This window comes from Roseomonas aeriglobus (genome assembly GCA_016937575.1).
Classification (GTDB): Bacteria; Pseudomonadota; Alphaproteobacteria; order Sphingomonadales; family Sphingomonadaceae; genus Sphingomonas; species Sphingomonas aerigloba.
This window is the reverse complement of sequence record JAFHKN010000001.1, coordinates 44315-56358: the sequence shown is the minus strand read 5'-3', so window position 1 is coordinate 56358 and position 12044 is coordinate 44315. Positions and strand designations below refer to the sequence as shown.

The 12044-nt window shown below is 66.9% G+C and carries 11 protein-coding genes; 10 read left to right on the top strand and 1 reads right to left on the bottom strand.

Annotated elements, in window-relative coordinates:
• The first annotated feature begins 293 nt into the window (after positions 1-293).
• From JW805_00295 to JW805_00260, 8 genes are all read left to right on the top strand, one after another.
• Complete coding sequence (locus tag JW805_00295; GenBank protein ID MBN2970454.1) at positions 294-680, top strand: AMP-binding protein; 387 nt, start codon at positions 294-296, stop codon at positions 678-680.
• Positions 673-1662: an AMP-binding protein gene (locus JW805_00290; protein MBN2970453.1), complete on the top strand. Its 990-nt coding sequence runs from the start codon at positions 673-675 to the stop codon at positions 1660-1662. The genes JW805_00295 and JW805_00290 overlap by 8 nt, the downstream gene beginning before the upstream one ends.
• A complete protein-coding gene (locus JW805_00285; GenBank protein ID MBN2970452.1) occupies positions 1614-1838 on the top strand; it encodes a hypothetical protein in 225 nt (74 codons plus the stop codon). Before JW805_00290 ends, JW805_00285 begins: the two co-directional genes overlap by 49 nt.
• Positions 1839-1885: 47 nt before the next feature.
• Positions 1886-2674, top strand: coding sequence for an enoyl-CoA hydratase/isomerase family protein (locus JW805_00280; GenBank protein MBN2970451.1), 789 nt, complete (start codon positions 1886-1888; stop codon positions 2672-2674).
• Positions 2671-3909, top strand: coding sequence for a thiolase family protein (locus JW805_00275; GenBank protein ID MBN2970450.1), 1239 nt, complete (start codon positions 2671-2673; stop codon positions 3907-3909). The genes JW805_00280 and JW805_00275 overlap by 4 nt, the downstream gene beginning before the upstream one ends.
• 12 nt (positions 3910-3921) lie before the next feature.
• Complete coding sequence (locus tag JW805_00270; protein ID MBN2970449.1) at positions 3922-5067, top strand: acyl-CoA/acyl-ACP dehydrogenase; 1146 nt, start codon at positions 3922-3924, stop codon at positions 5065-5067.
• A 13-nt stretch (positions 5068-5080) separates the two neighbouring features.
• Positions 5081-5977: an SDR family oxidoreductase gene (locus tag JW805_00265; protein MBN2970448.1), complete on the top strand. Its 897-nt coding sequence runs from the start codon at positions 5081-5083 to the stop codon at positions 5975-5977.
• 114 nt (positions 5978-6091) lie between these two features.
• Positions 6092-8350, top strand: coding sequence for a TonB-dependent receptor (locus JW805_00260; protein MBN2970447.1), 2259 nt, complete (start codon positions 6092-6094; stop codon positions 8348-8350).
• Here JW805_00260 and JW805_00255 read toward each other — a convergent pair.
• A complete protein-coding gene (locus JW805_00255) occupies positions 8347-9276 on the bottom strand; it encodes a LysR family transcriptional regulator (protein MBN2970446.1) in 930 nt (309 codons plus the stop codon). The genes JW805_00260 and JW805_00255 overlap by 4 nt on opposite strands.
• A gap of 154 nt (positions 9277-9430) precedes the next feature.
• Between JW805_00255 and JW805_00250 the strand changes: the two genes are divergently transcribed.
• Together JW805_00250 and JW805_00245 are read left to right on the top strand one after the other, a co-directional pair.
• Positions 9431-10333, top strand: coding sequence for a LysR family transcriptional regulator (locus JW805_00250; GenBank protein MBN2970445.1), 903 nt, complete (start codon positions 9431-9433; stop codon positions 10331-10333).
• A 140-nt stretch (positions 10334-10473) separates the two neighbouring features.
• Entirely contained in the window at positions 10474-11943 is a 1470-nt protein-coding gene (locus tag JW805_00245; protein MBN2970444.1) for an aldehyde dehydrogenase family protein, read from the top strand.
• Positions 11944-12044 lie beyond the last annotated feature (101 nt).

Genomic DNA, 12044 nt, shown 5'->3' with positions numbered 1-12044 from the left:
CCGATCCCGGCAATCTCGACGATCCGCACGCCCGCCGAGCGGCCCGTGATCCCTCATGCGCCATCCTCTCCCTTGATAGGCTCCAGGCCGGATCGTGGCACGATTCCGTGTCGGCGAACATGAAGAACAGGAATATCGCGCGACCGAAATGCATTGGACAAGTCGGCCGCGCTTTCCGATCTACGCTCAATAAAATGCCGGTTACGGCGTGCGTGGAGAGGCCCGATGGCGCATATCCTGACCTGCCCGATCTGCCGTGTGCAACCCCGCGCCGCTGCCGCTCGGGAGCATGGATGATGGAGCTGCGCACCCAGCTTCGACGCGCGGCCGCCTATTTCGCGAACCGCGAGGCGCTGGTCCACGGCGATCGTCGCTTCACCTTCGCCGAAGCGTGGTCGCGCGGGGTGCGGCTGGCGAACGCGCTGGCCGATGCCGGCCTCCAGCCCGGCGACAGGGTCGCGACGCTCGAGAAGAATTCGGTCGAGGCGGTCGATATCTTTCTTGCCGCGGCGATCGGCAACTTCGTTCGTGTGCCGCTTTATGCGCGAAACCGGCGCGAGTCCCACGATCACATGATGCGTCACACCGGATGCCGCGTGGCGCTGGTCGACGAGGCGCTGTTGCTGAGATCGCCGGGCTGGACTCGGAGGTGCGGGCCTCGACCGCCTGATCGTGCGTGATGCGCGCTACGAAAACTGGCTCGCGCAGGCATCGGACATCGATCCCGATCCGGCGATCGCGCCCGACGACATCCTTGTCATCCGTCACACCGGCGGCACCACTGGCGCGCCGAAGGGCGTAGCCTATACCCATCGTTCCTGGATGACGATCTGCGGCGGATTCCAGGCGGTCGGCCCACGACCGGAACCGGGCGCGACGGTATTGCACGTAGGCCCGCTGTCGCACGCCTCGGGCTTCATGTTCTCGCCCTATTGGGCGATCGGCGGGCGCAACGTCATGATGGAGGCGTTCGACCCTGAAGGCTTCCTCGATATTCTACAGCGGGAGGAGGTCGGTTACGCATTCGTCGCCCCGACGATGCTCAACGCCGTCGTCCATCACGGCAACCCGCATGGGCATGCCTTTCCGAAGCTGAAGTGCCTGCTCAGCGCCTCAGCCCCGATCTCGGAGGCGACGCTACGCAAGTCTTGCGAGATCTTCGGCGACGAGGTGCTACACTCGGCGTACGGACAGACCGAGATATTGCCCGTCACGTCACTCGGGCCGAGAGAATGGTTCGGCCGGACCGAAGGGTCGACACCGCTTCAGTCGGTGGGTCGGGCGATGCCGTTCGTCGATCTGGAGATCCGCGATGCGGACGGGCGCGTGCTCGGACCCGACGAGCCGGGAGAGATCGTCGCAAGGTTCGAGAACGGCCAGATGCAGGGCTTCTGGAACGATCCCGAGGAGACCGCGCAGCGCATGGTCGACGGCTGGGTGAAGACCGGCGACGTCGGCCGGATCGACGCCAACGGCTTCCTCTATCTGCTCGATCGCGCCAACGACCTGATCGTGTCGGGCGGGTACAATATCTACCCCGCCGAGATCGAGAACGTGATCGCCGATCACCCGCTGGTGATCGCCGCCGCCGTGTTCGGCATCCCGCACGAGAAATGGGGGAGACGCCGCTCGCGCGGGTCGTCGTCGCGCCGGGCACGGTGATCTCCGAACAGGAGATCACCGATCTCGTCAGCCGGCGGCTGGGGTCGTTCAAGAAGCCCGGGCAGGTCGTCTTCACCACCGATCCTCTGCCGCTGAGCAACGTCGGCAAGGTGCTGAGGTCGAAGCTGCGCGAGCCCTATTGGGCCGGCCATGCCAGCCGGATTTCGGGCGCATGACCGCCGACCGTCCCGCCGCATCCCCCGTCACCCCCATGGAACATGCCATCCCGTTCGAGACCATTGTCGTCGAAAAGCGCGGCCCCGCCTGCTGGGTGTGGCTCAACCGCCCGGCGGCGCTGAACAGCCTGACGCTCGAAATGGCGCATGAGCTGGAGGCGGCGATCACGGCCGCCGAGGCCGACCCGGCGGTGCGATCGGTAGTGGTCACCGGGGCAGGACGCGCATTCTGCGCGGGTGCCGATCTTGCGGCGCTCCATGCGCATGGCGGATCGATCGCCGCGCCGCTGGGCGACTTTCTCGCCGAGCTGGGCCGTGTCTTCACGCGGATCGAAGCCTCGCCCCTGCCGACGATCGCATTGGTCAACGGGCTGGCGCTGGCCGGCGGACTGGAACTCGTCCTGTGCTGCGATCTCGTGGTCGCCGCCGACAGCGCGCGATTTGGCGATGCTCACGCGAACTACGGACTGCTGCCCGGCGGCGGCGGCTCGATCCGCCTGCCGCGCAAGATCGGCCCGGCGCGCGCGGCCTGGTTGATGATGACGGGGGAGTTCTTGCCCGCGGCGGACATGGAGCGCGCGGGGCTGGTGAGCCGGATCGTGCCGGGCGACGCGCTGGTCGAGACGGCGCAATCCTTGGTCGAGACGCTCGCCACCAAGAGCTCGCTCGGGCTGGCACGCATGAAGGAACTGGCCGCGATCGCCGACGGCTGTTCGCTGGAGGAAGGCCTGCGCCGCGAACTGGAGATCGTCGCCGACTACGCCACCTCGCACGACCTGCAGGAGGGGCTGACGGCCTTCGCTGAAAAGCGCCAACCGGAGTTCACGGGACAATGAGCGACATCTTCATCGCCGGCGTCGGCATGACGCAGTTCGGCAAGCAGCTCGATCGCAGCCTGAAAGGTCTGTCGGGCGATGCCGTGGCGCAGGCGTTCGCCGATGCCGGCTGCGGGCCGGCGGATATCGACGCGGTGTTCTTCGGCAATTGCGTCCAGGGCCATATGGAAGGGCAGGACATGATCCGCGGCGAGCTGGTGGCGCGCGCGGTCGGCATCCAGGGCGTGCCCGTCGTCAACGTCGAGAACGCCTGCGCCACCGCCTCGACCGCGGTGCACATGGCGAGTGCCTATGTCCGCTCGGGCGCGGTCGATGTCGTGCTGGCGCTGGGCGCGGAAAAGATGTGCTCGCCCGACAAGGCGCTGATGTTCAGCGCGTTCGACGGCGCGTGGGACGTGCATGAGACGGCGCGCAACCGCGATATCCTGCTGGCGATGGGAGAAGGCGTCGCCGTGCCGGAGGGATCGGTATCGACGCAGCCCTACAGCGTCTTCATGGACATCTATGCCGCGATGTCGCGCGCGCACATGAAGACCTACGGCTCGACGCAGGCGCAGATCGCGGCGGTCTCCGCGAAGAACCACATGCATTCGGTCAGCAACCCGCTGGCGCAGTACCGGATACCCTACACCGTGGAGGCGGTGCTGGCGGCGCCGCCGATCGTCTTTCCGCTGACGCTGCCGATGTGCTCGCCGATCAGCGACGGGGCGGCGGCCGCGGTGATCTGCAACGCCGCCGGGCTGCGCAAGCTGACCGCTTCCGGCGGGCGGGCGATCCGCATCCTCGCCTCGGTGTTGCAGACGAGCTCGGAACGCAGCCCGTATGATTACGACCGGCACGTCACCCGGCTCGCCGCCACGCGCGCCTATGCGGCGGCGGGGGTCGATCCGGCGGATGTCGATGTCGCGGAAGTGCACGACGCGACCGCGATGGGCGAGATCATCGAGATCGAGGCGCTGGGCCTCGTGCCACCCGGCGAGGGCGGCGTCGCGGCGGAGCGCGGCGATACCGTCATCGGCGGCCGCATTCCGGTGAACCCGTCGGGTGGCCTCGAATGCAAGGGCCACCCGATCGGCGCGACCGGCCTCGGCCAGATCTACGAACTGGTCGCGCAATTGCGCGGCGAGGCGGGCGCGCGGCAGGTGGACGGCGCCCGGATCGCGGTCGCGCAGAACGGCGGCGGGGTGCTGGGGGTGGAGGAGGCCGTGGTCGCGGTCACCGTCCTCGGCCGATAGGGAGCGAAGAGCATGGATTTCCTGCCCGGTGACGAACAGCGGATGGCCGTCGAGAGCGTCCGCCGCTTCCTCGACGACAAGCTCGAACCCGAGATCCGCGCGCATGGCCCCGGCTTCATCCCGCGCGACCTGATGCGGCGATGGACCGGCGAGCTGACCCGGTTCGGCCACATCGCGGCGCCGCACGACGAGGAATGGGGCGGCCTCGACATGGGGTGGCTGACGCATCTCATGATCTTCGAGGAAATCGTCTATTCCTCGCTCGACGTCGCCATTCCGGGCTTCATCAACGCGGTCGGTGCCGAGCTGATCCGGCGCAGCGCCTCGCCCGAACTCCAGCGGCGCTACCTGCCCGGCCTGATCGCGGGCGAGCTGTTCGTCTCGATGGGCATTTCCGAACCCGATGTCGGCTCGGACGTGGCGGCCGTGAAGACGCGCGCGGTGCGCGACGGCGACCATTGGGTCATCAACGGCGAGAAGACGTGGATCACCAACGGCGCCTATTCGGACGTGCTCGTCTGCACCTGCCGCACCGGCGAAAACGAGATCAGCCATATCCTGATCGACCGCGCCGAAAGCCCGTACGAGGTGCGCGACATCGAGAAGATGGCGCTGAACGGCCAGTCGACCGCGCAGATCTTCCTCACCGACTGCCGCGTGCCGGTCGGCAACATGCTGGGCCAGCCCGGCGACGGGCTGCGCAACACGCTGAAGGTGTTCGAGATCGCGCGCTGCCACATGGCGATGTGGAGCATCGGCATCGCCCGTCGCGCGCTGGACGAGGCGATCGCCTACGCGAAGGAGCGCACGCAGCATGGCCGCAAGATCGCCGGGCATCAGCTCATCGCCGAGAAGCTCGCCACCATGGCGACGCAGATCGACGCCGCGCGGCTGCTGACGCACCGCGCGATCTCGCTGGTCGATGCCGGCGTCCGTGCGGAAACCGAATGCGCCATGGCCAAATGGTATGCGACCGAAATGGCGATCGGCGTGACCCGCGACGCGCTCCAGATCCACGGCGGCAACGGCGTGACGCGCGAGTTCATCGTCGAGCGGCTGGTGCGGGAGGCGATCATCTGCCCGATCCCCGACGGCACGACCGAGATCCAGAAGCTCATCATCTCGCGCGCGCTGACCGGCGTCGGCGCGTTCCGCTGACGGGAGCACGATCATGACCGAAGAACTTCGCTACGACGGCCGCGTCGTGATCGTCACCGGGGCGGGCGGCGGGCTGGGGCGCCAGCATGCGCTGATGTTCGGCGCGCGGGGTGCGCGCGTCGTCGTCAACGATCTGGGCGGGGGACAAACCGGCGGCGGAGGTTCGTCCGCCGCCGCCGACAAGGTGGTGGAGGAAATCCGCGCCGCCGGGGGAGAGGCGGTCGCGAACCACGATTCCGTCACCGATGGCGCGCGTGTCGTCGCGACCGCGCTCGACGCGTTCGGCACGGTCGATGTCGTCGTCAACAACGCCGGCATCCTGCGCGACGTCAGCTTCCACAAGATGACCGATCAGGACTGGGAGCTGCTGCAGGACATCCACCTGAACGGCACGTGCGCCGTCACCCGGGCGGCGTGGCCGGTGCTGCGCGAGAAGGGCTATGGCCGGATCGTGATGACCACCTCGGCGGCGGGCATCTACGGCAATTTCGGCCAGGCGAACTATGCGGCGGCGAAGCTCGGCATCGTCGGCCTCGCCAACGCGCTGGCGGAGGAGGGGCGAGCCAAAAACATCCATGTCAACACGATCGCGCCGATCGCGGCGTCGCGGATGACCGAGACGGTGTTCCCGAAGGAACTGCTCGATCGTCTGCGACCCGAAGCGATCAGCCCGCTGGTCGGCTGGCTGGCACATGAGGCCTGCGCGGAAACCAAGGGCCTGTTCGAGGTCGGTGCCGGCTATATCGCGAAGCTGCGCTGGGAGCGTTCGCACGGCCATCGTTTCGGTGGCACGACCGATTTCACACCCGACGATGTGGCGCGTCACTGGGCCGGGATCACCGACTTTACCGACGCCGAGCACCCAACCACGATGAACGAAAGCCTGACCGCCGTTCAGCGGACGGCATGACGACGATCCAGGACATGAGCCGAGGGAATAGATCGCCCGCGCATTGAATTGGACGGCGCGCACGAGGCAGGTGATCCTGCCTCGACAAAAATACAGACAATATGGAGAGGGGCTATGAAATACTGGCTGCTGACGTCTGCCGCCTTGGTTTCGGCAGGGCCGGCACATGCGCAAGAGGCGCCGGCACCGACTGCCGCCGAAGCCGGACCACAGGGGCAAGCGCCTGCGCAGACCGGGGCCGATGCTCCCGCGCCACCGGCGGCCCGGACGCCTGCACCGGCGGGAACCGCAGCGCCTGCATCGAGCGCCACCGAAGCACTGTCCGAAGACATCGTCGTGACCGCCACCAAGAAGGGTTATGGGGAGAGCGTGCAGAACGTGCCGGTCGCGGTGACGGCGTTCGGCGAGGCTCAGCTCGACGCGAAGTTCGTCCAGAACCTTCAGAGCCTCAGCTACGACGTGCCCAACGTGCAGCTCGACGGCGTTGGGACCGCGCCGGGATATGCCAATTTCACCATTCGCGGTCTCGGCATCAACAGCACCATCCCGTCTATTGATCCCACCGTCGGCGTCTTCGTCGACGGCATCTATCTGGGCATCAACGCGGGCGTCGTGCTCGATAACTTCGACCTCGAGGGGGTGGAGGTGTTGCGCGGACCGCAGGGGCTGCTGTTCGGCCGCAACGTGACGGGCGGCGCGGTGGTGATGCGTACGACACGTCCGAGCTTCACGTTCCGCGCCAACGCCAAGGCTTCGGTCGAGACCGGCCTGAAGAAGACCGTCAGCGGTATGGTGACGGGGCCGCTGATCGACGACGTGCTGGCGGCCAAGCTGGCGGTCTATTACAGCGACGACGACGGCTGGTTCCGTAATCGCTTCGACGGTCGGAGTTTTGGCAGGTCGCGCGACATCATTGTCCGCCCCGCGCTCTCCGTCAAAGGCGGGGACGATTTCCGCATGGACATCCGCTACGAACACGGCGACGTCGATGGAGACGGGGCGCCGGTCCAGAGTCACGCGGTACTCCCGCGTGACACGTTCGCGCTGTCGATTGATTTTCCGGGCTTCTACAAGGCGATCTGGAACCAGGCGATCGTCGAAACCAATGTCGATGTCGGCTTTGGCGACGGTGTCATCACGAACATCTCGGGCTACCGCCAGTTCCGCTCGAGAACCGCGACCGACATCGATGGCACGCCGCAGTCATTCTTCAACGGTTTCTTCAACATCGCTCAGAAACAGCTCAGTAACGAGCTGCGCTATGCCGGTAAGTTCGGCTCTGTGGAAGTGACGACCGGCCTGTATTATTTTACACAGGATCTGGCCTATGCCGAGCGGCGCAACCTTCTCGGCAACAGCCGCATCGTTTCGGGGGGCGGGACTCAGGACCAGACGACATGGGGCATCTTTGCGTCCGCCGACTGGCATTTCGCGGACACGCTGACGTTCAATCTCGGTGGTCGCTATAGCTGGGAGCGCAAGGCCGTGCGCATCTCGACCCTGCGTGCCGACGGCTGCGACCTCGACACGCTGCGCTGCGCGACGAACTTCGTCGACAGCAACGACTGGAAGAGCTTCACACCGAAGGTCGGGCTGCAATGGAAGCCCGATGACCAGACGCAGGTCTATGGCTTGTATACGCGTGGCTTCCGCAGCGGTGGCTATAACCTGCGCAACACCGATCTTGGCGTGCCGCCCGGCCCCTTCGATCAGGAGGTCCAGGACAGTTTCGAGATCGGGACGAAGAAGCAGTTCGGACGCAGCCGGCTGAACCTGGCAGCCTTTCATAACCGGATGAAGGACCTCCAGCGCGAGATCAACCTGCCCGGCCCGCTGGGCATCAGCCAGGTGATCCGCAACACCGCCGACGCGACGATCCAGGGCGTGGAGGCGGAGGGTCAGTTCTTCATCCTGCCCAACCTCGTCCTGTCCGGGCAGCTCGGCTATGTTCACGGCCAGTATCGCAACGTCCGCTTCGACATCAGCGGCGACGGCGTCATCAACGGCATCGATCGCGACCTGAAGCTGCCGCGGCTGTCACCCTGGACTTATGGCGCCGGGCTGACCTACGATCAGGCGCTGGGCGCGCTGGGGAGCGCGACCGCACGCGTGGATTTCACCCATCGCGACACCGCCCGGTTCACCGACAACAATGTCGGCTTTCTGCCTGCTGCGGACATGCTCGATGCGAGCCTCACCTATAACGCCGCGAGCCGCAAATGGCGCCTCTCGGCCTACGCCCGCAACTTGCTGAACGAAGTGACTTATGGTGGCGATACGCCGCTCACCGTCGCGTTCGGCGGACCGGGCGCCAGCCTGTCGCCGCTTAACAAGGGGAGGGTCATCGGCGGCGAGTTCGCGCTGAACTTCTAGCCGTTCGTCGCCGGCGCCTCGCTCCGCGGCGCCGGCGTCCAGGCCTCGCGGACGCGGGCGATCAGATCCCGCGCTGCCGGCTTGATCTGCCAGCGCGCGCGGGCGGCATAGGCCAGCACCAGCGGCTCCAGCAGTCCGGTATCGGGCAGCGCGACGAACCCATCGCGGAACCAGCGGCCGGCGGTGAAGGCTTTGGCCACCAGCCCGACGGTGTCGGTCGCGGCGACGATCTGCCGCGCCAGCGGGAAATAGTCGGTCATGTGCACCCGATCCTCCGGGCGCTGACCGTCCTGCTCGTAGAGTTGCTGGATGATCGGCGTATAGGGTTCGGACGACGACGGCACGACGAAATCGAACTGCGTCAGCGCCCGCTTGTCGATCGAATGCCTTGTCAGGATCGGGTGCTCCCTGCGCACGAACGGAAGGATCTCGATCGTCGCGATGCGATCGCACTTGAACTGCGGCCAGCCGGAAAACGCGGCCTCCAGCCCGAATGCGACGTCGATGTCACCGCGCGACAGCAACTGCACCGCCCGCTCGCTGTTACCGGAGACGGTTTCGAAGCGCACGCCGGCATGTCGTTTCAGGAGCGCGATCGCCGGCCCCGTCATCAGCCAGTCGATCGATCCGGGGAAAAGGCCGATGCGAAGCTGCCCCGCGAACGGGTCGGCGCCCCGGTCGCGCTCGCCGAACAGGTCTGCGGCATCCGCCAGCAGCCGTGCCGCCCGGTCGATGAAATCGCGACCCTCCGGCGTCATCGCCACGCCGCGCGACGTCCGGTTGAAGATCGCGAAGCCGAGTTGCTGCTCCAGATCGGCGACGCTCTTGGTGATCGCCGACTGCGTAACCCCGACCGCCTTGGACGCACCCGAGAAAGACCCGACGCGGGCCACGGCCACCGCATATCTCAGACGGGAATCCAGCACGGACGGATTCTACGCCGGCCCCGTCTCGTCGCGCAACAGGTCGACACCGTGGCCGGCGCCCCGAAGCGTCGTCGCCGTGCAACGCCGCGCCCCAGGCCGGTGCCCGGGATGATCGGAACATGGCCACGCCGCGGGATTGCCTTAGACTGGCGTGATGCGCGATCTGACCCCGCTCATCATCTTCGCCCGCGTCGCCGATATGGCGAGCTTCACCAGGGCCGCCGAAAGCCTCGGAATGCACAAGGGGCGTGTGTCCACCGCGGTGCGTGACCTGGAAGCGACGGTCGGCGTCCGGTTGCTCCATCGCACCACGCGTGCGGTTCATCTGACCGACGACGGTCGCGCTTTCCATGCGCGTGCCATGGAATTGCTCGCCGAGGCGGAAGGTCTGGACGCCATGTTCACGCAGCACGGCGGCACGGTGCGCGGCCGGTTGCGCGTCGATGTGCCGACCGAACTGGCCCGCGCGATGCTGATCCCGGCGCTGCCGGCGCTGCTCGCCGCCCATCCCGGACTGGAACTTGAAATATCCAGCACCGATCGGCGCGTCGATATCGTGCAGGAAGGGTTCGATGGCGTGTTGCGGGTCGGGACGATCGGCGACGACAATCTGATCGCACGGCCGCTCGGCGCGCTGCGCATGGTGAACGCCGCCAGTCCCGCCTATCTCGCGCGATATGGCACACCCCTGACGCCGGACGATCTCGTCCGTCAGGGCCATCGGATCGTGCATTATGCACCAGCTCTGGGGACGAGGAGCTTCGGTTGGGAATATCCCGACGGCGACGGCTATGCGACCCTCGGCCTGCCGGGTGACGTCAGCGTCAACAATGTCCAGACGTATCATGCCGCCGGGCTGGCGGGCATCGGGCTGATCCAGGCGGGTCTCGCAGCGATGCAGCCGCTCTTCGACAGTGGCGAGATGGTCGAAATCCTGTCTGCCTATCCGCCGGAACCGTTGCCGGTCTGGTTCGTGGTGGCCCACCGCCGCAATCTGTCGGCCAAGATGCGCGCGTTTCTGGTCTGGGTCGAAACCACGATGCAGCCCTACCTCTGACCGGATTGTTTCTGGCATCAATAACAGTGCGTTTTTCGTCCGCCGGTTTATCGCGAAGGCGGGGAACAGTATTTCCTTCGTCACGGCAGGATCCGATCGGTTCGATCGACGGCGTCCGCCAGACGGAAGGAAACGGTTTCATGGCCATCAACCACCAACAGCTGCTGATCGCTGGCGCATGGACGCCGGCGTCGGACGGCGCGACCTATGAATCGCTTGACCCCTATTCGGGCGAACCGGCGACCCGTGCCGCCGCCGCGACCGTCGCGGATGTCGATCGCGCCGCCGACGCCGCGCACAAGGCGTTCGCCGGCTGGGCCGCGCTGCCGCCCAGCCGGCGCCGCGCCTATCTGCTCGCCGCCGCCGACGCGCTGGAAGCGCGCAAGGACGAGATCAGCGCCGCCGTCACCGCCGAGATGGGCGGCCCGGCCGCCTGGGGCGAATACAATGCCCGGATCATGGAGGAGAAGCTGCGCTACGCCGCCGGCGCCGCCTATGAGGGGCTGACCGGCGAGGTGATCCCGTCGGAAAATACGAACCGCACCAGCGTCGCGATCCGCAAGCCGGCCGGCGTCGTGGTCAGCATCGTGCCGTGGAACGCGCCGGTTCTCCTGATGGCCGCCTCGGTCCCCGCCGCACTGATCCTCGGCAACACCGTCGTCATCAAGGCGTCGGAGCAGACCCCGCGCACCCACGGCCTGGTCGCCCAGTGCTTCGAGGATGCGGGCTTCCCGGCCGGCGTCGTCAATTTCATCACCAACGCGCCCAAGGACGGGCCGGCGATCGTCGATGCGCTGATCGCGCACCCGGCCGTGCGGCGCATCCACTTCACGGGATCGACCAGGGTCGGCAAGATCATCGCGGAGAAAGCGGCGAAATATCTGAAGCGGGTGGTGCTGGAACTGGGCGGCAAGGCGCCGTTCATCGTCCTGAAGGACGCCGACCTCGATCGCGCGGTCAATGCCGCGGTGTTCGGCTCGTTCGCCAATTCGGGCCAGGGCTGCATGTCGACCGAGCGGATCATCGTCGAGCGTCCCATCGCCGAGGAGTTCACCCGCCGGCTGGCGGCCGCGGCAAAGAAGCTCAAGGTCGGCGACCCGCGCGCGAGCGACACCATCCTCGGCCCCGTCATCAACGATGCGTCGGTCGGGCACCTGACCGGGCTGGTCGACGACGCGGTGGCCAAGGGTGCCGGGCTGCTCGCCGGCGGCACCGTGCAGGGCCGCTGCTTCGCCGCCACCGTGCTGGCCGGCGTGACCGCGGACATGCGCGTCTTCCGCGAGGAATCGTTCGGTCCGTTCGCCTCGATCGTCACGGTCGATAGCGCGGAGGAGGCGCTGCGCGTCGCCAACGACAACGATTACGGCCTGACCGGCGCGATCTTCAGCCGCGACGTGACGTTGGCACTCGACATGGCGAAGCGGCTCGACACCGGCATGGCGCACATCAACGCGGTGACGCTCGACGACGAAGCGCAGGCGCCGTTCGGCGGCGTGAAGGACAGCGGCTACGGTCGATCGGGTGCGATGGTCGGGCTGGAGGAACTGACCGAGATCCAGTGGATCACGATCGAAGGAACGCAGGCACCGCGCTATCCGTTCGGGGAATAGCTCGAACGCTTGCGACCCCTTCCGCGCCGGCGCATCTCTTGCCAACGCGCATGGCGGGATCGATACCGGCCCTCAAGGCAATGGCGCACGCGCGGCATATT